Below are 23,361 nucleotides of genomic sequence, written 5' to 3'. Positions count from 1 at the left end.
AAGAAAGGGGAAAGTCGAAACCTTCCCCTTAATATTTAAGCTACCAATAGTACCCTACTAACAAATTAGTATTTTACCTGTAACGTAGCCATGTAGTTACGACCTTCGCCAACAACAACGCCGCGAGTGCTGCCGCCTTCTAGGTAATCTGTATCGAATAAGTTCTCTACATTAAAGCGTGCAACAAAGTCTAAGTTTTCATCGTACTTAATCGTATGTGCAACACCAGCATCTACACGAGTGTAAGCGTCTTTCTTAAACGTGTTAGCACTTTCAGTGTAACGCTCACCTACGTGATACACACCTAGGTTTACATCAGTACCGTTGTTGAATGCGTAAGTAGACCAGATGCTTGCAGTAAATTCAGGAACGTCTGCTGGTGTTTTACCATTAAGAGCAGGGTCATTCTTATATTCAGCATCTAAGAACATTGTTGATGCACTTACAGAGAACGCATCCGTCACGTAGCCCGTCGCAGCTAGCTCCACACCAGTGTGAACTTGCTCACCCACCTGTGTAGTACGAGTATCTTTTGCATGAGATGCAGGAAGGTCTTCTGTAACTTGCATGTTCGTTTGTGTGATCTGGAATACTGCTCCTGATACGAATAAACGCTCATCAAACAGTTCCCACTTTGAGCCTAGCTCATAAAGTGTACCTTTCTTCGCATCTTGAGACTGGCCGAAGTTCACATCATCTTTATCAGAAATCTCACTTACAGGTTCAAAACTTTCAGAGTAAACCGCGTAAATAGAACCGTTTGGCGCCGGAGAGTAAATCGCACCGAACTTAGGTAGGATGTTATTGTAACTCTCTTCTTTATCAGAACTGCTCGTCGTATCATCGTAAGCGAAACGAACACCAGCAAGTGCTTGCCACTGCTCATTGAACGTCACTAAATCTTGAAGATATAGACCGTAGTGTTGGCTCTTCGAGTGTGATACTGAATCATCGTTGTTATAGTGAATGTCTGCAGGCATATCAAAGCCTTTGCCACACTCTTTCATTGTGTCTGCTTCTGAAGCGTTAAAACAAGCGTAGTCTGATACGTACAGGCGCTTGTAATCGTAGTGCAACCCATTTGCACCCACCAACAGACGGTGATTCACACCAAATGCATCAACATCACCAGTAAAATCCACGTAAGCCGTATCAAACGTCCACTCATCATGACGGTCTGATACTTTGTAACCATAACCTAGTGTTTTCTTGGTTTTTCTGTCTTTCTTTGAATCAATAACGTTATCTGATTCAGTACGGCGACGTTCGTAAAACTGACGACTGATACCCGATTTAACTGCCCATGTATCGCTCAAGTTTGCTGTAACAGCCACACCGTAGTTTGCTACGTCGTTGTCTGTTTGTGCGAAGCGTTGGTCATTAACCGTATTTGGGGTAATCGCTTTACCTGTTTTCGTATCAATCTTTGAGCCGTTATCTAGATCACCTAACTCTTGAGTACGGTCGTAATGCGCAGATAGCATCACATCTTCGTTGATATCGTAATCAACAAATAGGCCACCAACAAAGCGGTCAGTCTCTACATCTGTGCCGTCAAAACGTGTGCGGTAAGAGTCTTGGTTTTCTTGTGAAACAATAAAACGAGCACGTAGAGTTTGATCATCGTTCAATGAACCGCTTACATCAGCGGTAGTACGTGTGTAGCTGTCAGAACCAATGTCTTGGCTTACGCTAACTTGAGTTTCATACGTAGGCTTCTTAGCAACCATGTTAACAAGGCCACCAGGTGCTGATTTACCGTAGAACAAACCTGCAGGACCTTTTAGTACTTCAACACGTTCTAGTAGTTCTACCGGTTGACGGTAATGAGACCAGTGTTGAACGCCATCGCGCAAGTAACCAGAACTGCTTCCTAGAGAGAAACCACGTAGGTTGAAGCGCTCACGGTTTGTTGATTTAGAACCCGCTGAAATTGACGCATCATTTTTTAATACTTCGCCAAGCGTGCTTGCGCGTTGCTCATCAATGATTTGCTCACTGATAATCGTAACTTGTCCTGGAGTCTCTAATTGAGTCGCCTCCATGCGCATTGCTGTTGTATTCGTGTCGGCTTTATAACCGTAATCACGACCTTCAACAACCATATGCTCGTCAGTTTTTACTGCTTCTGCCAATACTGCTGGTGAAGCTAATACTGCGCCGATCACTAAAGCCAATGGCTTTTTTGAAAACATGTCCTTTTCTCCACTTTTATTCTTTTAGACGAACACTTTGTTATTTATTCGATGTGTCCGTTAGACCGTTTCCGGTACCACTGAATTATTTCGATGGGGAATATAAGTGATAACTATTACTATTTGCATTAAATTTACATTCTTTGCATTCGTAAAGTTTTGTAAAGACGAGCTGACGAGTCGTTAACCTGCAGTTAAAAGAAACCAATTCAATACAGTCATTTAACGAGCACTTGAATTAAAAATCGGCTCTCTGCGCCAAACTTTTTGAAACACCGCCATTTGCGCAGTCAATGTAATAAGCAAACATCTATAACAAAATCCTCTTATCTTATTTATTACCTTCAGAACGACGATTTTTTGTATAAAACACTCGATAAATGTAAAGGACTGGTGAATTATTTTGTTTTATTTTGTTTTATTTGAACAATTATCAGTGATTATGATCACATCTGTAATTCCAAACTCATTTTTTGTTTTTCGATTTAATCAACCGACTGCTAATCTCCTGCTCACTTTGGAAAGGTATCAAAGTTATAAATAATAAGGAGTGTTCTAAATGAATACCAAGAAACCTATGTCTCTGACTGGCCGAGTTATCCTCGGTATGGTCGTAGGTATATTAACGGGATTTGCCATTCAATCCCTTTTTGCAGACAGCGGATTTGTTAACAACTACATCGTTAACGGACTCTTTGAAGTAGGCGGACAGATCTTTGTCGCCAGTTTAAAAATGCTTGTTGTACCACTCGTCTTCGTTTCACTCGTGTGCGGTACAAGCTCTCTTAAAGACTTATCAACTCTTGGCCGTATGGGGGGCAAAACACTTGCACTTTATATCGGTACAACTGCTGTAGCTATCACTCTAGCACTGACTATCGGTAATTTGTTCCAACCTGGAGCGGGTGCGGATCTTACGGCTGCGAGCTCTTTCAAATCAGCTGATGCTCCTTCTTTGGGCCAAGTCATCATCGACATGTTCCCGACCAACCCTATTCAGGCGATGGCTGAGGGCAAAACGCTACAAGTTATCGTATTTGCTGTGTTGTTTGGTATTGCAATCAGTGCAGCGGGTAAACCAGGTGAGCGTATCGCTGCGGTTTTCTCTGATCTAAACGAAGTGATCATGAAGCTAGTTGCGCTACTAATGAACCTTGCGCCTTACGGCGTATTCTTCTTAATGGCGAAGCTGTTCTCTGGCCTTGGTTTAAGCGCAATTTGGAACCTAGCAGAATACTTCTTAGTGCTTGCGGGTACCCTACTTCTACACGGTTTGGTTACCTACAGCGCGATGCTTAAAGGATTCACAGGCCTAAGTCCGATTACGTTCTTACGTAAGATGGAAGATGCAATCATGTTTGCGTTTTCAACTGCCTCTTCGAACGCAACGATTCCAGTAACAATGGAAACGGCTAAAAACCGCATGGGCGTAGACAACAAAGTCGCTTCATTCACCGTACCACTAGGTGCAACAGTGAACATGGATGGCACAGCTATCATGCAAGGTGTTGCAACTGCGTTTATTGCACAAGCTTACAACATCGACCTGACTATGGGTGATTACCTAATGGTTATCCTAACAGCGACATTGGCGTCTGTTGGTACCGCAGGTGTTCCTGGTGTTGGTCTTGTTATGCTAGCGATGGTATTGAACCAAGTTGGTCTACCGCTTGAAGGTATTGCTCTAATCATGGGTGTTGACCGCCTTCTTGATATGATTCGTACCGCTGTAAACATCACAGGTGATAGTGCCGTAACTATCATCGTTGCTAAGTCTGAAGGTTCTCTTGATGAGTCTCGCTTCAATGACCCGGCAGCTGGTGAGAAAGAAGAAGAAGTTAAGCTAGCACGCCAACAGGCATAATCTAGCTTCTCTGTCGCTCTTATCTCCAAGCTAAGGCGTAATTAATGGCTATGCCTTAGCTGATCAATGAAAAGCGTATAAACAAAAACACCACTGCATCTGCAGTGGCGTTTTTTATTGGGTTCTCTTTGAGCCGAAACGATTCAACTCTCATCTATCTTCTCGTTACAGGGGCTGAGCGTTGAGTGCCGAGCCTAACGCTTAATCTACGATAGGAAACATAAGGTTCACTCTAAGTCCCCCACCTTCTCTGTTCTCAGCGGTAACATGCCCATTCATCACTCCCATGGCTTCCTTAACGATCGCGAGTCCAAGACCGTAACCACCAGACTGTTTATCTCTGGCTGACTCGATGCGGGTAAACGGGTCAAAGATATCTGCAATCTTGTTATCTGGGATACCTTCACCATCATCCTCCACATAAATGACACTGTAACGCTTATCATTGACCTGCCCATAGGTCTTGACGACAATATCCGCATTGCCCCCTGCGTATTTGATCGCATTTCCTACAAGGTTACTGATCACCCTCAAAAGTAGCCTCTCGTCAACATTAACCATTGATGTTGCAGTTTCCAAATCACCAGTCAACGTTTGATTAGGTTTCAAGTCATTTTGCATCTGTACAATGAGCATTGAGCAATACTGCTCAAGATGCATTGGAGTTAACTTAGAATCATAACGAGAGGTTTCTAGCCGGCTGAACTCAAGAATTTCACCCACCAGCTTATTCATCTCTTCCGTTTCGCTTTCCATCCGTTCGAGTAAACCCATACTTTTTTCATCGACCTTACTACGTAGTAAATGTAATGCGAGATTCTGCCTTGCTAACGGTGTCCTCAACTCATGTGATACATCACGAATCAAACGACGCTGCTTTTCAGCCAGAGACTTAATCTCAAAGGTCATATGGTCAAAATCATTGGCAAGCTCATTGAATTCACGTGTAGTTGAATCCAACTCAGACACAACACTCACTGAAAAATCTCCTTGTGCGAGCCTTCGACTGGCCTCCCTTAAACGATCGAGTGGCTGCTGCAGACTTTTCGCCATAATAATGGAAAACAGCGATAACACGATCAAAGCAATCACAGCTTTCAGCGCGTAGGAATACGGTGCAAAGGATTTTGCTGGATGAAACTGGCCTGGCAGTTGGATCACGAGTGTATTGCCGTTATCAAGTGGCAAGCCGAAGATAGGCTTACTCACACGATCACTGAGTTGATGGTCTAATGTACGCAGGTACTTCAACTTAAATTCAAAATGCGGATGCATGTGTCGGTGGGTAATAGGTCGGTTGTTTTCATCGATAATGAATAAATAATAACGTTGGGCATTGCCCCAGTCGGCAAGCTCATCCATGTCCCCTTCTTCGATCAGTACATTAGCTTGATAAGCCAAATCCAACATTTCAGCTTTGACAGGTTCAGGTACCTTCAACAAGGCTTTCATCAGCGCTCGTTCTGCGACACCTTGAAGGATGAGGATACTGACTAAAATCACGGTCAGGCAACTGAACAGCTGAAACGTTAAGCCATCCTTACGCTTGATAACGAAATCAGGGCACCGTAAAAACCAGTTACTCATACTCCTACCGACTCTAGGTAGCTGTAGCCTTGACCGCGCACAGTTTTAATATGTTGCTTTGATAAGCCAGCCTGCACCAATTTTCGACGTATGTTGCTGATATGCATATCTAGATTACGGTCGAAGGGGCACAGCTCTTTCTTCAAGACATGTATTTGCAAGTCAGATTTTGATACAACGATGCCATTATTTTTGATCAGATAATCGAGCAACTCTTTTTCAGTGCCCGTTAAAGGTAAACGGGTAAGTTGCTCGCACAAACCTTGATTAGATGAAGCCATTGATTGTCTTTGTCGCTCAAACCCAACTCGGCGTAAGATCACCTTAATCCGGGTCAAAAGCTCAGGAACATTGAAAGGCTTAGCGATGTATTGATCTGCCCCGGCTTGATAGCCATCTAGCATGGAGGCATCATCATTAAGCGCAGTTAGCATAAGGATAGGAGTAGCAAAACGCTGACAAATACGTCTTGCGACTTGAATACCACTTAAATTGGGGAGCATCACATCGAGTAAGACTAAATCAACAGGATTTGATTGAATAAACTCTAGAGCTGATTCACCGCAATGAACGGTATCAACGTGATACCCTTCATTTTCCAACACTTCACCCAGTAACTCACACAACTGAATATCATCATCAACAACTAAAACACGAGACATTTCACACACCGATAAATAAGAACTGTTTGCATTCTAATTATCGTTATTATTGATTTCAATTATAAAGTGCGTGATTTCCTCTATAGAAGAAAATCTTTTTCAATCGGTACAAATTTTGAGGCAGAATCGATAAGATTTTGAGCTGTTAACCCAGGAACGCCATACACTTCAACAGGCTTTCCAAAACGCTCTTTGATTCGCTCTACCAAGATTTCAAAATCGCCATCACCCGATACCAAAACAATCGTATCAACCGTCTCCGCAAGCTCTATCGCGTCTAACGCGATACCGACATCCCAATCCCCTTTGGCGCTACCATCACGACGCTGAATAAACGGTTTTAGCTTCACATTAAAACCAACACCACGAAGGATATGGTGGAATTGGCGCTGTTTAGGATCTTGGCTTGAGATTGCGTAAGCATTGGCTTCGACAACGTTACGTCCTTCCGTGGCAACATACCAAAACTGGTTATAGTCGAAGTTAGAACGGTATTTATCGCGTGTTGTATAGTAAACGTTCTGAACGTCGACCAAAATTGCTATGTTTTCCATAAATTCATACCTTTAGATTTTCCGTATACCCTATTCTATTCACTTCTAAAATGCGAGTCGCTTTCTTTAATAAAAATGAACTCATTAGCTATGCTTATGCTTAACGTAGTTGTTATTAACTTAGAGCTTGTTTGGGTTTATCGAGGAAGGTGGAACATGAAGTACCGACAAATAATCAGATCATGCCTCGGCAGCGACACCTTTGACTCAGTATTGAGACGTTGCTGCGCGGCAATAGCTAACGCAGCCATAACTAAGGCAGCGATAACTAAGGCATCGGTAACAAACGTAATTTCCAAAACACTGAACGCTTTAATAACAAGCACGGTTATGTTTATGATTCTGTCAGTCAACTCGTTACACGCCTACCCAGCCTACTCTCATTCCAAAGCTCTGCCACACCGCAGTGTTATTTATTTCGCTCCAACAGATGATTCGATCGTAAAAGAGTTTCTCAATGAAGTCTTGATTAACAATTGTCAATTGGACGAGCGAGATGTAGTTATCATGGTCATCGCCGAAAGCGGCTACACCGTTCCTGCATGGTTAGTTGAAGAGTTTAATTTGGATGCAGTGACTAACAGTTATGGAATACCCAAAGGTTCACACACTGCCGTGTTGATTGGCAAAGACGGGAAAGAGAAACACAGGTGGAGTGGTAAAACCGACTGGAGTTTAATCACCAATATTATTGACGAAATGCCCATGCGCCAACAAGAAATGCAGCGACAGAGTAGCCGCTGCAGTATTTGATTCTTAGTCAGCTAAGCTTGATCATCAATCACTTAAGCTGGCTTGTTAAACCAAGCCAGTTTTTCATGGAGCTGAGCAACACTTCCAACCACAATCAGTGCTGGGCTCTTTGCAACGCCAGCAAGATCAGCTAGGTCACGTAGCCCACCTCTAAACACTTTCTGTTCTTGGCGAGTGCCATTTTCGATAATCGCAACTGGCATGTCTTCTCGCATACCGTTATCGAGTAAATTCTTCTGAATATTCGGACTCTCTTTCAAGCCCATGTAAAACACGATCGTGTGATTGTGTTGAGCAAGAGAACGCCAGTCAATATCTTCGCCATCTTTCTTCAAATGACCCGTAATAAACTGTACGCTTTGCGCGTGGTCACGGTGAGTCAATGGAATTCCCGCATATGCGGTCGCTCCTGCGGCTGCAGTAATGCCAGGAATCACTTCAAATCTCACGTCATTCTCAGCTAACGTTTCGCACTCTTCGCCACCACGGCCAAAGATAAACGAATCACCACCTTTTAGACGCACAACGTGCTTGTCTTCTTGTGCTTTGGTCACCAATAGTTGGTTGATCTGATCTTGTGGCACGCAGTGATGATCGAGCTTCTTACCCACATACAACATTTCAGCTTCTGGATTAGCCATCGCTAAGATATCTTTTGATACCAAGCGGTCATAAACCAAAACGTCTGCTTGTTGAATCACTCGTGCGGCTTTTAGTGTAAGTAAGTCTGGGTCGCCCGGACCTGCACCTACCAATGAAACAAATCCATTGCTTACTTCTTTAACATTCGATGACGATACTTCTGACATTCTGCGCTCCGAAGGTTTGCTTGTTTTATCTCAAGCTTCAATCTATGTGATAAGTCACTGTATTCATGATGACTTATCAAAATCCTTAACTCTTAGACTATCAGGTGTTGAAATAAATATTCAGTCTAAATACTAACGAAGATAGAAATAATTATAACAAAACAATCTATTGCGGATGTTTTGCTCAATAGCAAACAACGCATCTATGATAACTAAGATGTTGTCTGCCCGAGAATACACTGACAGCTTTCAAACTAAAAAAGCCCCAAACACGTTGTTGGGGCTTTCAATCTCATACTAACTTACGTTTACCGTATTACTTCGCGCCTAGAGAAGGAGCTGTTTTAGCATGAGTCAGGTATAGAGGAACACACGTTAACAGTAGGCCACCAACGATGTTACCTAAGATTGTTGGGATAAGGTTGAAGTTCAACCATGTCGCGATACCGAAGTCAGCGCCAAGAATCATACCCAGTGGGAATAGGAACATGTTTACCACTGTGTGCTCAAATACAAGTGCGAAGAAGATGAAGATCGGGAACCACATCATTGCTACACGACCAGCAACTGTACGTGCAGTCATGTTACCAATCACACCTAGACAAACCATTAGGTTACAGAAGATGCCGCGCACGAAACATGTGATCCAGCCGTCCATGCCCATGTTTTCAAACCCTAGGCTACGACCTGTAGAAACAGCAATGAACTTTTGAGCAACTGCGTTTGGTTCTAAAGAGAAGTTACCTGTAAGTGAAATTGCCACTAACACTGCAACAATTAAAGAACCGATAAGGTTACCAAGACCAACAAGACCCCAACAACGTAAAATACGACCCCAAGTAATACCTGGACGGTTATCAAATTTCGCTAAAGGAGCAAGGCCAAATACACCGGTTACTAGGTCATAGCCCATTACACTTAGAATGACGAAGCCCACAGGGAACACAAGAGCGCCAACAATACCAATGCCTGTTTGCACGATAGTCGTGATTGCCACTACAACAGCAAGAGAAAGAATGATGCCTGCCATTGTGCTTCGAATCAGTAGATCACGAGTACTTGTTTTCGTTTTCGCTTCACCTACATCGATCATTGTTTGAACGAATTCTGCTGGTTTAAAATCAGTAGACATAAGATTGTCCTTAAAAAGTTAAAATTAAAAGTTGAAATCGGATAGGAAAAGGTTCTAATTGCCGAATTAAGGCAATGTCGATAGCTAGAACCCTTGATCTATCAAATCTTGCTAAGTAACTGTGTCGAAATTTCGAACTAACTATGATTTCGCACTAGCTATGGTTTCGAACTAACTATGCTGAAACTTCTACAGCACCTTTAGTAACGCGAGCTTTATACGCTTTTACACTGAAGCTCTCGTCTTCCATGCACACACCTGTTGCTAGGTTAAAGCGTTGCTTCTTAAGTGGGCTTGCCACCCAAAGCTCACCTTTGTGCTCAACCGTTAAACCGCGAGATAAAACGTTTGATTGAAAAAACGGGTCAGTGTTACTAATAGCGAACACTTCTTCGGCTTTAGTTGGGCGGAAAATAGCCACTTGCTCACCACCAACCAACGCACAAACACCGGTACCTGGAATAATGTCTTCGATCTTACAAACTTTGGTAAATGCCATGATGTCGTCTCCCAATTAAACCAGTTCAACGTGAAGGATATCGCCCTTCGCTTCTGGGTGTTTTTCTGTGAATGTTGCTGGGCGGTGTTGTTCACGGCCATCGTCAACAAACACAACGTTTTCATCACGGTCGTCAGCATTGATGAAGTGTGAGAAGCGCTTAAGTTGAGCTTCGTCGTTGATAGTGTCAGTCCACTCACAAGCAAAGTTACCCACAAGGCCAGCTACGTCCGCTTCAAGTTGGTCATTGATGCCAAGCTTGTTGTCGACAATCACTTCACGTAGGTAGTCAACACCACCCTCTAGGTTGTCCATCCATACCGAAGTACGTTGTAGTGGCGCAGCCGTGCGGATGTAGAACATCATGAAACGGTCGATGTATTTGATCAGCGTTTCTTGGTCTAGGTCGCTTGCAAGTAAGTCTGCGTGACGAGGCTTCATACCACCGTTACCACATACGTACATGTTCCAACCTGCGTCAGTCGCGATAATACCTAAGTCTTTACCTTGAGCTTCAGCACACTCACGAGTACAGCCAGACACACCAAACTTCATCTTATGAGGAGTACGGATGCCTTTGTAACGGTTCTCGATCATCACACCTAGGCCAACTGAATCTTGAACGCCGTAACGACACCAAGTTGAACCGACACATGTCTTAGCCATACGTAGCGCCTTCGCGTACGCTTGACCTGTTTCGTAGCCCGCAGCAACTAACTTCTTCCAGATTGCTGGTAAGTCATCTTTTTGAGCACCGAATAGACCGATACGCTGAGCACCTGTGATCTTGGTGTAAAGGTTGTATTCAGCCGCTACATCAGCAAGAACGCTTAGTGCTTGAGGCGTTACTTCACCACCTGCCATACGAGGGATAACAGAGTAAGTACCGTCTTTTTGGATGTTACCTAGGAAGTTATCGTTGGTATCATGCAGTTTCACTAGCTCAGGCTTAAGGATGTGCTCACCCCAGCAAGAAGCAAGAATAGAACCCACTAGAGGCTTACATACTTCACAGCCGTAGCCTTTACCGTATTTCTCTAGTAACTCATCGAATGTTTTGATTTCTTCGATACGAATCAAGTGGAAAAGCTCTTGGCGAGAGTAAGCAAAGTGCTCACATACGTCGTTCTTCACTTCAACACCGGCTTTAGCAAGTTCAGCGTTCAGTACTGAAGTCACAAGTGGAATACAACCACCACAGCCAGTACCAGCACCAGTTACTGCTTTGATATCACCAATGGTGTGGTGACCTTCAGCAACGGCTTGTGCAATCTTGCCTTTAGTTACATCGAAACAAGAACAGATAACAGCAGACTCAGGAAGAGAATCCGCGCCAAGTGTTGGCTTTTCAGCACCCGCGTGAGCAGGAAGAATCAATGCATCTGGATGCTCTGGCAGGTCGATTTCATTCAGCATTAGCTGAAGAAGATCACCATAGTCAGACGTATCACCGACCATTACCGCACCAAGCAGCTTCTTGTTGTCTTCAGAAACGATTAGTCGCTTGTAAATTTCTTGTTCTTCGTTTTGGTAAACGTAGCTCTTACAACCTGGAGTGCGGCCGTTAGCATCACCGATAGAACCTACTTTCACGCCAAGAAGCTTAAGCTTCGCAGACATGTCTGCACCTTCAAATGTGCTTTCGTTACCAACAACGTGGTCAACCGCAACGGTCGCCATTTTGTAACCAGGAGCCACTAGACCGTAGAACGTTTGGTTCCAAGATGCACACTCACCGATAGCGTAGATATCTTTGTCTGTCGTTTGACAGTGATCGTTAATCTCGATACCACCGCGAGGCGCAATACCTAGGCCCATTTGACGAGCAAGTTTGTCTTGTGGGCGAATACCAGCAGAGAATACGATGAAATCAGTTTCTAGCTCTGTACCGTCTGCAAAACGCATTACGTTACGAGCTTCAGTGCCTTCAGGAGCAATTTCAAGCGTGTTCTTACTTGTATGAACGTTTACGCCCATACGTTCGATTTTTTGACGAAGTTGATTACCACCAGCAAGATCAAGCTGCTCTGCCATAAGCTTGGGAGCAAACTCTACAACGTGAGTCGTCACACCTAATGCCTTTAGTGCACCAGCCGCTTCAAGACCAAGTAGACCACCACCAACAACAACACCAGATTTAGAATTCTTTGCCGTCGCTTCGATAGCTTTTAAGTCTTCGATAGTACGGTAAACAAAACAGTCTTTACCTTCGTGGCCTTTAATTGGCGGTACAAACGGGAAAGAACCAGTAGCAAGAACAAGTTTGTCGTATTGAATTTCACGACCCGTGCTTGAGTAAACTGTTTTCTTTTCACGGTTAACGTTGATAGCACGTTCACCGATCAGCATGTTGATGCCGTGTTTCTCGTAGAAGCCTTCTTTTACCAAAGAAAGTTCATCTGCAGTATGGTGTGAAAAGTAAGAAGAAAGGTGCACACGGTCATACGCAACACGTGGTTCTTCACAGAACACCGTGATGTCCATGTTTGCAACATCTGTCTTCTCGACTAAATCTTCGATATAGCGATGACCGACCATCCCGTTACCGATTACGACTAGCTTCATCTTGCTCATAAGAATTCCTGAAGGTTATATATTTCTTAACTGAGCGAATAATGAATTATGAAAGAAAATGAAAATATGATGTAAATCAATTACGAAAACAAACTACCCTAAAGGGGTAGAACAAAAGAGGTAGATATGCTTAATTAACAAGCAAAGCAAACGAATAACCACAGTTTACATAGGGCTTAGCGGGGTTTTATATACACTTTGGTGCATTGGGCGGAATGTTGTAAAATTTCACAATAGGTTACCAATAACGTAAGTAAATAACAATCATTTTCATTTAGGTTCTTATAAATATATATAGAAGCCTATAAATACATGTAGAACACCGTTTGCGTGAAAAACTATGTGTAATTGTGAAAACCACTCCTACCTATTCGGAATGTAAACAAAGCTGTTCGCCCTTTAATGTCGTGATGAATTCAGTTTATAGCTTGGGTCATCGGTTTGTTTGCTTGATCTAACACAAGAACCCTTTTGATTCACATGTGTGATGTAAAAATCAACTTCCAACCAAACCCTGAATAAATTAGCATTGTTGAAAATAATTCTTATTTAATAGAGTGAATACGATGCGCCTAATTTTACTAATCCTATCTATTATTGCAGCCCCTGCGTTTGCTGAAACAAAGGTCATCAAACAAGTGATGGACATGAATTCTGAAAACATCGACAAGATGTATCAATTCATTCCTGATTACGTAGAAATCGAACCTGGTGACAAGGTGCTTTTTAAAGGAACCGTTGGCTCTCATACTGCTCATAGCATTCAAGGGATGCTTCCTGACGGAGCTAAACCTCTTATGATATCCGGGTCAAACGCTCAGGAAGTCACTTTTGATAAGCCCGGAGTGTACGGAATCAAATGTAAAGTGCACCACAGACACGGAATGGTGGCGCTCGTGGTTGTTGGTGATCCAAGTGTTAACTTAGAAGAAGCTCGCACCGCGGCCAAAAAACGCGTGAGTCGCAGAGCTCAGAAAAAGATGCAAGGCTTGCTCGATCAAGCAGAGCAAAAAATTAAATAACCTTTGTCCCTGTCTTGAAGCATCAACTCTCTGTTGATGTGTGATAGGAATGCCAGCCTGAAGGCTGGCTAAGAGGTCAGTAACAAGAAACAGCGCCGAATTGGCGCTGTTTCTTGTTATCTACTTAGACATGGTCAAATATTCCGCACTAAACGTACAAACATATCAAACTAGCCAACCCGTTCTAAATGAAACTCCGACAACCACAAACAAAATTGAAATAATGGTCACTGGCACAATATGCAGCGCCATATCAACCAAGTTGTCCTTCGATAGTTTTGGAATCACACGAAAGCGTGCGTCTAGGGCTAGCAATACCGTCAGAGACAGCAACGTCAATTTAGCGGCAATGCCATGAGCCAGTGGAATCGACATATCAAACCATAAGCTAACGTCCGGTAACATGTGATAAGCGAGCATCAACCCAGTCACCACTTGAACTACCAAAGCAGGCATTCCCACCTTTTCGTACCCTTGCTCAAATTCCAATAACATTTCTGGAGAACGGTGTTTCAAGACTTTAGGAAGGATAACGACGCTGAGAATAATGTGCCCTCCCGTCCAAATGGTGGCAGCCAATACATGCAAAACCAATAATACGCCAAACATAAACTTCCCTTACACAATGTTACGTGGTGCAAAGGAGAACCCTTCAAACTCACGCTTATATTTTGATTCACCAATTTTCTTTATTTTGGCGACGCCCATTTTGTAGTTGTAGTTACCACTGATTTGGTCAACTACCCTTGTTGTTAAAGCATTCGCTGGGTTCTTCATGTCCATCATATTGCAATACAACACACCTTTTTTCGTGGCTGAGGTGACAATCGCAACGGCTTTAATCTCCGCGTAATCCAGTTGAATGTGACCATTTTTCATTAGGTTACTAAACTGAAAATCATCTGACTCGATACCCAGAATCGTATCTTTAAAATTGGCCACCCGCTCCGAGTACACAAGCACTTCATCTCCGGCTTCTATGCCCCGCTTTTCCGCATCTTCTGGGTGAACTTCAATCCAGTTTTCAGGCCAGCGATGAGTGATGTAAGGCCTGCGCTCGGTATCATCAAACCCTGACTGCCAAATTTCGTTGATACGACCATTAGAGAACCACAACTCGTCCTTTTGGGGAGTAAGCCAAGCATGGAAATCACTAAACAGATCCCAAGGATGTTTTTGAAGATTGACCTTCCCCGTCTGACTATTAAATTGAGTGAGCTGTTTACGCATAATATTGGCGCCTTGAGGCCCATCCTGTAGCCCTTTGTCGACCAAATCATCCCAACTCATTTCAGTGTCATGCAAGCGCTTAGTGCCAATCAGCTTTTTGGTATCATAGTTATAAAAAACAGGCCCTTGAATCCCTTCAGTACCAAATTCAGCGAGCTTTTGATGAAGAGTTTTCCCTTCAGCATGTGCTGCAACTTTGATCATATTGAAATCTTTACGGCTACCACGGCTAAATCGTGATGACTCTTCGGCTACGTCATTCGAGTTTTGCCAATCAAACCCGTCGTACCCCATTCGCGAAGCCATTTGAGCAACAATCCACCAGTCTGGCTTAGCCTGACCCGGCGCATCAGCGAACTTTTGGTAAAGGCGTAGACGACGCTCACCATTAGCGCGCATGAAATCCTCTTCCCCCCAAGTCGCGGCCGGAAAGATGATATCAGCGAATTGTTTACCAATAGGATCACGTAAATAAATATCTTGATTGATGACGACCATTCCACCGGAATCTGCACGCTTTTTGAGTGTATCTATAATGTGCTGTTTATCACGTCGCGTCGCTTGGTGAGGGTTACGTGTCGTTAAGTCAGTGAATTTCTCTTTCAACCCATAGCTGCCACACATAGCTTGAATCCATGTTGTACCAATAACATGTGCCATACGAGTATGTCCGGAATAGAGATATCTATCGGTGTCTATTGAGCGTCTGCGTCTGCCTGCGACTTTTTCAGGTGACTTGTTTCTTGGAAGTTTCCCACCCGCTAACCCACCGCGTTGATGTCCACCAAACCGACCAATGACACGCCCTTCGCGGCCACCAGTACCGATGATCGTTGCAAGGGAGGCGATGGCGTTGGTATTTCCGGTATTGTTCGACCAATAAAAGCCCTTCTCTATACCAATTGATGCTTTAACTCGTTGACCATTCACTGGCATTGCCAACATCTCGGCAGCTTTGTGGATCTTCTCGACGTCGATACCCGCTATCGACGCGGCATACTCAGGTGCGAACTCTTTCTGCTCTAAATTCCATTGCTTATAATCATCAAAGCCATCGGTTTGGAACTTGCCCCAAGTGGTTCTCCACTGCCAAGGTGTGTTACGTGTACCTTGGCCAAAGCCAGAGCTTGATTCCCACTTATTATTGACCCAGTTTTCAATCCATTCATTGTCTTGCCATCCTTGCTCTAAGATCACCCGAGCAATTGCGCCAATCACAAGATTATCGCTGCCGGGATTAATATCGAGGTGCAATCCTCCTTGAGCTTTAAGCCACGCTATTCCAGCGGTTTCACGAGGGTTCAAAATCACGGTTTTCATTCCACGATGCACCGCAGGCATAATGAACTGCGTAAAAATGATGGTTTTGGTCTCATACGGATCCGTTCCGCAGATCATCAAAGTATCTGCCGTGCCCCAGTCATCATAACTTGGAGCAAAATTATCAAAACCCGCATCTCGAAACCCTGGGGTTGCGGTGACATCTGACGGCGTGTCATGAAACGAAAAATTCGCGGTATTGACATGACGCAATGCATACTTTGTTATTGCATAGGTGTTTTCAATATACTGATAAGAATAGGTTTTTACGCAGTAACTGTTCGAACCGTGCGTATCAATCACATGACGGCCAACTTGGGCCGCTATATCCAACGCAAAATCCCATTCTACAGGTTGTAACTGACCGTTAATTCGAACAAGTGGTTGTTTCAATCGATCTTTGGTTGGTGTTTCTGGGTTATAAAGCTTTCTTGCGAGCAGTCCACCACGAACAGAAGAATCACCGCCTTTATTGACGACCTGTATGTCTTTGTCTGCGACTACAACCACATGGTGTGGTTTGCCATTATGCGAAACAATATTATGTTGCTGTGGCGAAACCCAAGCTTGTAATGCATGAACGGGGAAGTCGACACCAAATGCATTTTCACTTGCAGCAGGCCCTCCTGAAGGGCTACTCACAGGCCAACGATAGACTTTGTAACCACACGCAACAATACAATAGTCACATGCTGTTGTGATGACTTCCGCACTAGCAGGTGGCAGTAATGTACTAGTCGGTTGCAGATACTGGCTGTTTAAAGCCGGTTGATCGTTTAAGGCAGATTTATCGTTTGCAGCCAATTTATCGTTAAAAGAAAATTGAGTCATCTAGCTTACCTCCACATCGATCAGATTTTCCATTCGACCAAAGATCAACCCCATCACGCCAACCGCATAGATATCATCACCATCTAGCTCCAGCAGTACTTGAGGTAAGCTCTCAAAGGCTTGACCAGATACCATAATGCCATGACGACGCAAATCGAATGTAGATAGGTGGAATGGACACTGACCTACAATGCGATGCTCTCCTGTTGCTTTATAAGCACCGGTTAAAGGCCCACCTTGATGAGTACACGTCATCGAGTACGCCACAATATCTCGCTGTAACCCTATCCCACCGCCACATTCGACGTCGGATTTAACCAGCATCGCAATCGAGTTTTTTCCTTCATCTGGATATTGAAAGTGAACCGGAGTGTGGTTACTGAGTTGACTTAACTTTGCGATTTTCTTACGCGGGTAACCAACAATACGACCTTCAACCTGAGTTTCAGAATCCGTGCCTGCAAATAAGGTAAGAGGAACCATTGATACGGCAGTAGCTGCGCCTGAATAAAGTAAAAAATCACGTCGTGACATCATGCATTTGTTGTGTCGTTTACTCGAATTTTGCTCTGAGTTGGCGATCATTTCTCTGCTCCAGCAAGTTCTTCTTTAGTAAATAGCGGTTGGTATTCTGGAATGGTTGGCTCTTCAATAAAAATCTGTTCACCTGAAAATGCTTCGATAAAACTCAGTAAGTTTTTTTTATCTTGCTCCGTTAAACCGAGAGGTTGGATCAAAGCAGATTTGGTCTGAGGATACCCTGTAGTACGCCCGTCATCCGCTACACCACCTCGGTCGTAGAAATCAATCACCGCTTCTAAAGTTGGAATAGTGCCATTGTGCATGTAGGGCGCAGTGTATTTTGTATAACGTAGGCTTGGCGTGCGAAACTTACCTAACATCTCTTTACGTTTTGCACGAAAGTAAGCACCGGGATCAGCCTTTGTAGTGCGGTACATCTCTTCGGTGACACCTTTAGAATAAAGCTCAAATCGAAACGTTATCTGTGCCAGTCCATCATCATTCCACCAAGGGCTTGGCGGCACGCCAATGTTGTAGAATTTCTGGTCAGAAGCCAAAGCCCCGTTGTGACAAGCTATGCAATTCGCTTTGCCCTCAAACAGTGCTTTACCCTTCAATTGGGACTCAGACAAAGCGGTTTTGTCACCGAGTAAATAGTTGTCTATTGGTGTGTCGCGTTGAATCATCGTACGTTCAAACGCGGCTATAGCACGCCAAGCGTTGTGTATTTTCGGAGTATCATCACCAAACACTCGCTTAAAACGTTCAACATACTCAGGTACTAACGCTAAACGCGCTTCCATGATGTCATCTTCACCATTACCCGCGACCGCGCCCTTCGCAGCATCTTTGGCTTGCGCTTCCAATGACATAGCGCTGCCCGCCCAGAAAAATTTGTCATAATAAGCCGCATTAATAATCGTTTGGCTATTACGCCAATGTACCGTACCCGGATATCCCATGGATAAGTCATCAGGAAAACCCCAGCCCTGAGATTGAATATGGCAACCAGCACATGGGCTAGTCGTATCGCCACTTAGCCGACCGTCATAAAATAAGATCTTTCCCAACTCAATTTTTTCGGGTGTTTGTTTATTATCCGCAGGCACAGGCACCTCCCCTAGAGGCTCAAGCTGTACCTTTGCATTAACAACATTGGGAAGCCCCGTCATCCCAATAAGAATAAAGAGTGCTGCCTTTAATACAGAGCGCTTAGTTACGAGCATTTGACCAATCCTCCGTGTATTCGTAGCCGAAGTCATAGTCTAACCATTCATATTCTTCGCCTATTAGGGCGTCTCCAGATAACGATTCCAAAAAGGCCACCAGCGCCTTTTTCTCATAGTCCGTTAGAGAAAGTGTGGTCAGTCGAGAGTCTTTGTTTGAGTCTTCGCCACCACCTTGATTATAAAATTCAACCACATCTTCAAGCGTGGCAAGCATGCCATTGTGCATATACGGCGCAGTTTGACTGAGCTCTCGCAGCGTTGGCGTTATGAACTTACCGCGATCGCTACCATCCGCTTTATGAGTTTGAACATGCGCACCAACATCGCGCTTTAACGTTAAGTAATCTTGCACACCCATAAACATGTTGTAGGCAAGAAAAGATTGATGTCGCATGGGGTCTAAAAATATCTCATGATTTTCTGGCACTCCGGTATTGTGTGCCTTTCCGTCCGAAAACAGCGCGCCACTATGGCATTGGCTGCACCCCGCTTTGCCTGTGAACAGTTTTTCTCCCTGGCTCGCTAAGTCGCTAAGCTCACCCTTGTCAAAAGGGACGTTTTTCGAAATCAATGTTTTTAGGTATTCAGGCAGAGCTTTGCGTACTCCGCCATTTGACGGTTCTCCAAGATTGGCCGCTTTAAACATCTCGACGTATATTGGGTCTTGTTTGAGGCGTTCCTGCATCAAACGCATGTCCATATTCATCAGCCAGTCTTCAGTGATATTCTCCCGCACCACATCGTTTAGGTTGGTGCCAATACGACCATCGTGAAACCACACTTCTTTATAGACTGTATTAATAAGTGTTGGAGCATTACGAAATCCATCACTCCCCGTATAGGCAGGGCTCAACGGTTCAGGGTAAGAAAAACCATTAGACGGAATGTGGCAACTGGAGCACGATATCGAGTCGTCCCCGGACAAGCGCGTATCAAAAAACAGTCGTTTACCGAGTTCTGCCTTCGCCGTATTTATACTCATAGGGGGCAGAGCGGCGTATAGAGTTGCAGAGAAAAGGGCACACACTCCTACCAAGATTTTTAGTGCGATGCTCATCGACATTCCTTCGGGGTTACTATCATCTACCCCTATTATTAACACATGAAACATTAAAGATATGATTAGGATCATACAATTAGAAATGATAAGAGTTATTATTCAAACTTGTTAATTCAGTGGTGCTTGAATAAATGTCTCTAGATAAATTACTTCACAAAGTTAAACACATCTATTTGACTGGAAACCTATCCGAACAGGTATTGGCAGCACAAATATTAAGCCGTTTTCAAAACACTAAATATCTGATTATAGAAAGGTTAGAGTCCCAGAATCCTGACCTTGTTCTCACTAGTCTTGAATGCCTCGCTTTAGATAATGCAGCGCCTATTGAGCCCATCCTCAACTGCTATCAATACTGGGACGACAGCGAAATTAAATTGGCATCGTTAATGGCTATTGAGAACAACCAACACTCTGTACTCGCTGTTCCTGTATTATTAGAAGCAGTATGCGACGAAAATGACTACTGGGATGGGGGGTGGAATGACGGAGATGACATCAGCTTGATTGCTGCGCGGATTTTAGACAATCACAAACACCAACTAGATCACGAACAGTCTCTGCGTTTACTACACCGACTTCAGAATGACCCCGAGCCAGATCTAAAAGGCAAACTCATTGCTTTACTTTCGTGCCACTCCCCGACTCTGCTAAATGAAAACAACGTACTCAAAAGCACCGCTGATACTCGGATTTTTTTGAGAAACACTCAAGACAAAGTCGTATTGTACAAAGCCACACAACACCCTGATATTAGCTGTCAAAAAGTGGCATTTCAGCGTCTATCTGAAATGGATTGTCGTGAATATCTGCAGGTATTTTTAAACGGCCTGTCTCATTCAGACCCATCCATCAGAGAGAGCTCTGTACATCAATTAACGAAATGGAATTACCTAGTAGATATAAAGCACCTTAATTTTGAATTGCTGCTATCTGGTATGCTGCTCAACTCACTCATAGGGCTAATGAGTAACAAAGATAAACTGCATGTCATTGACCAACTTCAAAATAAACCGAATCTAGCCAATGCAACCGCAGCGGCCATTTTACTGATTTCAAATTTGGAAACTCAGCATAAACAGTTGCAACTAGCCCGTTTTATACCCCATTTCTATCAAGTGTTTTCAAAGTTGGAAGAGTCAGAACAACTCGACAGCCTAAACAGCCTATTAACTGAAACTTCCGAACAATTTAGCGTTGCCTTTATTCGGCAACAACTTCAGCAGGAAGCTTGCAGTAACTCAATCAAGCGACTGTTGATTGAACACCTTTCGAAAAACCCAAAAACTAGCCACCAAAGCTATTTAAAAGAACTCACTTTAGGGACATCAGGTATCATAGTTGCGGATTCTTCATTAAAACCTAGAACAACAACGAGCATCGCCCCTATAGATGAAATGAATAACACGGTAATCAATGGCACCAATGAACAGTCAGCACTTGTGACATCAACACTTGATTCACTAATGCAAACTCACTCTCCAGCTGTATCTACCGCCCCCTCAAGCTTAACATCAGTTAAGAAGCGTTCTAACAGATCTGCAAAGATAGAGGCTCTAGAAAATCAAGCGATCGCTCTAGAGTTTTGCTCAAACAAAACATGGCTGTGCGGCCTTTGCTCTGACGACAAAATAAGTTATCTAACCAAAGCGGCGTTTTACGCCTTGATTCATGCCTTATGTAGACACAGCATAAGCTTTTCCGATGTACAATCATCACGCTTTAATCAGCTCACGTTAGAACTCTTGCTAGATGAGCAATCCGAAAATATCGGCGACATCCTCGACTGGCTTGGCGATGATTGGATACAACAGAACCGTTTGTCACTGATGTCATCACCCTGCTTATCTTTAAGAGTCGGCTTAATAAAACACATCAATGACGAGCAACAATTATTAGAATTGATCAAACATTCGTATATCGGCATTCAGCACGCAGCGCTCAATCAACTTGCGCTTAATGGTGTTTGTCCCCAGAAGAAACTGATCGGGTTGCTTTTGGAAGAGCCGTTGCTTTATCCACAGTTGGCAAACTTTGAAGCACATACTGTTTATGAAATACTTGAAAGTGAATTAGATCACCGATCCTCAACGACTCTTCAAGCCACTCTCACGTATCTTGAAACGACAAGTAATCACCCCTAACAAAGAACTCAAATTTGGTAGCAAAATCAAGCCCATTTATTTGAGGCTTTCATTTTTACTTCACTCGCAGCCGGTAAAGTTAGTAGCAACGAATTTAGCCTCGATTTGTAAGGTATTGTATGGGTTTGTCTAACAGCAACTTCTGTCACTAAACAACGCACTGCAGTTCCGTATATTGATACTTCGTATGAATAATAAGGTGTGTCATGAAAACTCTATCTTTAGCTACCTTAGCGACAGCTATCTTTCTCATTGGATGCGGTTCAAATCAAAATAAATCGCTATTCAATCAGGCAAACGCAGCACCGTCAGTTGTACATGGAGTCACGATTGAAGCCGTTCCCTCTCAATTCGTTGAATACTCTCAAGCAGGCTACAACCGATATGTAGCGGTCAATGCCCCGAATGGCAAATCTATCCATATTTTGATTATGGATCGCCTGAGCAATTATCAAATAGTCAAAGCCGTCAATGTTCTCAACCACTATCTAACCCCTGTTGATGGCACTAAGTATGGGAGCACTGACTCAAAACGCGAGATTGCAAACGCGATGGCCAACAATGGCGCAATACTAAAGCTAATGAATTATTACGATGAGCCACGATACAACGATGACTTGCCCGGGCAGCCCTTGTTCGAAGAAGAGATTCAGGTTGAAGGCGGTGAATGGTATGTCCAACAAGATTATGAAGAGCATCGTGACGCCTCTTATGAGGAAATACTGCATTTAGTCCATGATTATGGCATCGGGGTTTTTAACGCGCCTGAAGATGCAGTAACCGCATTACCTGAATTTCAAAAAGAATTTAATGCGATACAGAGACAAGCATTAAACAATGCTTACACACCACCCCGTGATATTTTAAAAGAGTGGCAAGAAGAAGTCTGCGTTGATCAAGAGTACTTTGCCGCTGTAATTGATAGCTACTACGGGCTTTGGGGAGCATACAACGGCAAAGGTATGTGGGGGTTATACCAAGTTAAAACCCGCGACGATTTCTCAAAAGAAGACCCCGATGCACAAGCGATAGTAGAACAGATTTTCTCTCCAACATTAACTTACGATGCATACCTTGCCGATACATTCACCGGAACATTTAAAATGAGGTATGACCCAGTGACGTCCTATACTCATCACTCTCAATACCTTACTAAACTAACGCTATCAGGTAACAATGATGCGAATATTGAGATCAACCAGCATGACAACCGCGTAACCGGAAACGCGGGGGTAAATACAGTGATCGCCCATGGCCCTAAAAGTGAATACCAAATTCATGATCTGGGGAATGGTAAATTTCAGCTTAATGATACCGTTGCGGTGTTTTTCAAGGTAGTTGTCATCATTTGCTTGCTTATTAAGCAGCTTCTCT

The 23,361-nt window shown here is 43.6% G+C and carries 19 protein-coding genes; 5 read left to right on the top strand and 14 right to left on the bottom strand.

Annotated elements, in window-relative coordinates; translation table 11 throughout:
- Positions 1-65: 65 nt before the first annotated feature.
- Positions 66-2,195, bottom strand: coding sequence for a TonB-dependent siderophore receptor (locus ACED53_RS16160; protein ID WP_017099925.1), 2,130 nt, complete (start codon positions 2,193-2,195; stop codon positions 66-68).
- Positions 2,196-2,754: 559 nt separating this feature from the next.
- Between ACED53_RS16160 and ACED53_RS16155 the strand changes: the two genes are divergently transcribed.
- A complete protein-coding gene (locus tag ACED53_RS16155; protein WP_009845411.1) occupies positions 2,755-4,059 on the top strand; it encodes a dicarboxylate/amino acid:cation symporter in 1,305 nt (434 codons plus the stop codon).
- 201 nt (positions 4,060-4,260) lie between these two features.
- On the opposite strand, the gene ACED53_RS16150 is transcribed toward ACED53_RS16155, so the two are convergent.
- The 4 genes from ACED53_RS16150 to ACED53_RS16135 all read right to left on the bottom strand — a co-directional run bounded on the left by ACED53_RS16150 (position 4,261) and on the right by ACED53_RS16135 (position 7,161).
- A complete protein-coding gene (locus ACED53_RS16150) occupies positions 4,261-5,646 on the bottom strand; it encodes a sensor histidine kinase (RefSeq protein ID WP_017099927.1) in 1,386 nt (461 codons plus the stop codon).
- Positions 5,643-6,308: a response regulator transcription factor gene (locus tag ACED53_RS16145; protein WP_009845413.1), complete on the bottom strand. Its 666-nt coding sequence runs from the start codon at positions 6,306-6,308 to the stop codon at positions 5,643-5,645. The genes ACED53_RS16150 and ACED53_RS16145 overlap by 4 nt, the downstream gene beginning before the upstream one ends.
- 80 nt (positions 6,309-6,388) lie before the next feature.
- The gene (locus ACED53_RS16140; protein ID WP_009845414.1) at positions 6,389-6,862 is read right to left on the bottom strand and encodes an NYN domain-containing protein; all 474 of its coding nucleotides are present in this window, start codon (positions 6,860-6,862) and stop codon (positions 6,389-6,391) included.
- A 137-nt stretch (positions 6,863-6,999) separates the two neighbouring features.
- The gene (locus ACED53_RS16135) at positions 7,000-7,161 is read right to left on the bottom strand and encodes a hypothetical protein (RefSeq protein ID WP_241816682.1); all 162 of its coding nucleotides are present in this window, start codon (positions 7,159-7,161) and stop codon (positions 7,000-7,002) included.
- Here ACED53_RS16135 and ACED53_RS16130 point away from each other — a divergent pair.
- On the top strand, positions 7,097-7,615 hold the full coding sequence (locus ACED53_RS16130; RefSeq protein ID WP_241810803.1) for a DUF4174 domain-containing protein: 519 nt from the start codon (positions 7,097-7,099) through the stop codon (positions 7,613-7,615). The two genes, ACED53_RS16135 and ACED53_RS16130, sit on opposite strands and share 65 nt — an antisense overlap.
- A gap of 32 nt (positions 7,616-7,647) precedes the next feature.
- Here the strand turns inward: ACED53_RS16130 and cobA are convergent, their stop codons facing one another.
- From cobA to nirB, 4 genes are all read right to left on the bottom strand, one after another.
- Positions 7,648-8,424, bottom strand: a complete 777-nt coding sequence (gene cobA, locus ACED53_RS16125; protein ID WP_017099929.1) for a uroporphyrinogen-III C-methyltransferase — start codon at positions 8,422-8,424, stop codon at positions 7,648-7,650.
- 316 nt (positions 8,425-8,740) lie between these two features.
- Entirely contained in the window at positions 8,741-9,556 is an 816-nt protein-coding gene (locus tag ACED53_RS16120; protein WP_012600575.1) for a formate/nitrite transporter family protein, read from the bottom strand.
- A gap of 175 nt (positions 9,557-9,731) precedes the next feature.
- Positions 9,732-10,055, bottom strand: coding sequence for a nitrite reductase small subunit NirD (nirD, locus tag ACED53_RS16115; RefSeq protein ID WP_009845418.1), 324 nt, complete (start codon positions 10,053-10,055; stop codon positions 9,732-9,734).
- Positions 10,056-10,070: 15 nt separating this feature from the next.
- The gene (gene nirB / locus ACED53_RS16110; protein ID WP_102580043.1) at positions 10,071-12,629 is read right to left on the bottom strand and encodes a nitrite reductase large subunit NirB; all 2,559 of its coding nucleotides are present in this window, start codon (positions 12,627-12,629) and stop codon (positions 10,071-10,073) included.
- Between the two features lie 566 nt (positions 12,630-13,195).
- Between nirB and ACED53_RS16105 the strand changes: the two genes are divergently transcribed.
- Positions 13,196-13,651: a plastocyanin/azurin family copper-binding protein gene (locus tag ACED53_RS16105; protein WP_029222759.1), complete on the top strand. Its 456-nt coding sequence runs from the start codon at positions 13,196-13,198 to the stop codon at positions 13,649-13,651.
- A gap of 165 nt (positions 13,652-13,816) precedes the next feature.
- On the opposite strand, the gene ACED53_RS16100 is transcribed toward ACED53_RS16105, so the two are convergent.
- Genes ACED53_RS16100 through ACED53_RS16080 form a run of 5 tightly spaced genes read right to left on the bottom strand, consistent with a single transcriptional unit; the run spans position 13,817 to position 19,840 of the window.
- Positions 13,817-14,260, bottom strand: a complete 444-nt coding sequence (locus ACED53_RS16100; RefSeq protein WP_004731117.1) for a CopD family protein — start codon at positions 14,258-14,260, stop codon at positions 13,817-13,819.
- Between the two features lie 9 nt (positions 14,261-14,269).
- A complete protein-coding gene (locus ACED53_RS16095; protein ID WP_017099931.1) occupies positions 14,270-17,032 on the bottom strand; it encodes a molybdopterin-dependent oxidoreductase in 2,763 nt (920 codons plus the stop codon).
- Entirely contained in the window at positions 17,033-17,617 is a 585-nt protein-coding gene (locus ACED53_RS16090) for an arsenate reductase (azurin) small subunit (protein ID WP_017099932.1), read from the bottom strand.
- Complete coding sequence (locus tag ACED53_RS16085; protein ID WP_017099933.1) at positions 17,614-18,780, bottom strand: cytochrome-c peroxidase; 1,167 nt, start codon at positions 18,778-18,780, stop codon at positions 17,614-17,616. Before ACED53_RS16085 ends, ACED53_RS16090 begins: the two co-directional genes overlap by 4 nt.
- Positions 18,767-19,840, bottom strand: a complete 1,074-nt coding sequence (locus tag ACED53_RS16080; RefSeq protein WP_017099934.1) for a cytochrome-c peroxidase — start codon at positions 19,838-19,840, stop codon at positions 18,767-18,769. Before ACED53_RS16080 ends, ACED53_RS16085 begins: the two co-directional genes overlap by 14 nt.
- A gap of 134 nt (positions 19,841-19,974) precedes the next feature.
- Between ACED53_RS16080 and ACED53_RS16075 the strand changes: the two genes are divergently transcribed.
- Both ACED53_RS16075 and ACED53_RS16070 read left to right on the top strand, forming a co-directional pair.
- Positions 19,975-21,987, top strand: coding sequence for a hypothetical protein (locus tag ACED53_RS16075; RefSeq protein ID WP_029225372.1), 2,013 nt, complete (start codon positions 19,975-19,977; stop codon positions 21,985-21,987).
- A 206-nt stretch (positions 21,988-22,193) separates the two neighbouring features.
- Positions 22,194-23,361, top strand: a 1,168-nt coding sequence (locus ACED53_RS16070) for a hypothetical protein (RefSeq protein ID WP_371692879.1), incomplete at its 3' end; no start/stop codon positions are given.

This window comes from Vibrio sp. 1F169, assembly GCF_041439605.1.
Classification (GTDB): domain Bacteria; phylum Pseudomonadota; class Gammaproteobacteria; order Enterobacterales; family Vibrionaceae; genus Vibrio; species Vibrio tasmaniensis_A.
Note: the sequence above shows the minus strand (reverse complement) of the source record. Positions and strands in the feature narration are given on the sequence as shown.

Excerpts from the sequence above, each read along its gene's own strand:
- ACED53_RS16120 (WP_012600575.1), bottom strand. The coding sequence starts at position 9,556 with ATGTCTACTGATTTTAAACCAGCAGAATTCGTTCAAACAATGATCGAT.
- ACED53_RS16100 (WP_004731117.1), bottom strand. The coding sequence starts at position 14,260 with ATGTTTGGCGTATTATTGGTTTTGCATGTATTGGCTGCCACCATTTGG.
- ACED53_RS16145 (WP_009845413.1), bottom strand. The coding sequence starts at position 6,308 with ATGTCTCGTGTTTTAGTTGTTGATGATGATATTCAGTTGTGTGAGTTA.
- ACED53_RS16075 (WP_029225372.1), top strand. The coding sequence starts at position 19,975 with ATGTCTCTAGATAAATTACTTCACAAAGTTAAACACATCTATTTGACT.
- ACED53_RS16085 (WP_017099933.1), bottom strand. The coding sequence starts at position 18,780 with ATGCTCGTAACTAAGCGCTCTGTATTAAAGGCAGCACTCTTTATTCTT.
- ACED53_RS16140 (WP_009845414.1), bottom strand. The coding sequence starts at position 6,862 with ATGGAAAACATAGCAATTTTGGTCGACGTTCAGAACGTTTACTATACA.
- ACED53_RS16155 (WP_009845411.1), top strand. The coding sequence starts at position 2,755 with ATGAATACCAAGAAACCTATGTCTCTGACTGGCCGAGTTATCCTCGGT.
- nirD (WP_009845418.1), bottom strand. The coding sequence starts at position 10,055 with ATGGCATTTACCAAAGTTTGTAAGATCGAAGACATTATTCCAGGTACC.
- ACED53_RS16080 (WP_017099934.1), bottom strand. The coding sequence starts at position 19,840 with ATGAGCATCGCACTAAAAATCTTGGTAGGAGTGTGTGCCCTTTTCTCT.
- ACED53_RS16095 (WP_017099931.1), bottom strand. The coding sequence starts at position 17,032 with ATGACTCAATTTTCTTTTAACGATAAATTGGCTGCAAACGATAAATCT.
- cobA (WP_017099929.1), bottom strand. The coding sequence starts at position 8,424 with ATGTCAGAAGTATCGTCATCGAATGTTAAAGAAGTAAGCAATGGATTT.
- ACED53_RS16150 (WP_017099927.1), bottom strand. The coding sequence starts at position 5,646 with ATGAGTAACTGGTTTTTACGGTGCCCTGATTTCGTTATCAAGCGTAAG.
- nirB (WP_102580043.1), bottom strand. The coding sequence starts at position 12,629 with ATGAGCAAGATGAAGCTAGTCGTAATCGGTAACGGGATGGTCGGTCAT.
- ACED53_RS16160 (WP_017099925.1), bottom strand. The coding sequence starts at position 2,195 with ATGTTTTCAAAAAAGCCATTGGCTTTAGTGATCGGCGCAGTATTAGCT.
- ACED53_RS16105 (WP_029222759.1), top strand. The coding sequence starts at position 13,196 with ATGCGCCTAATTTTACTAATCCTATCTATTATTGCAGCCCCTGCGTTT.
- ACED53_RS16090 (WP_017099932.1), bottom strand. The coding sequence starts at position 17,617 with ATGATCGCCAACTCAGAGCAAAATTCGAGTAAACGACACAACAAATGC.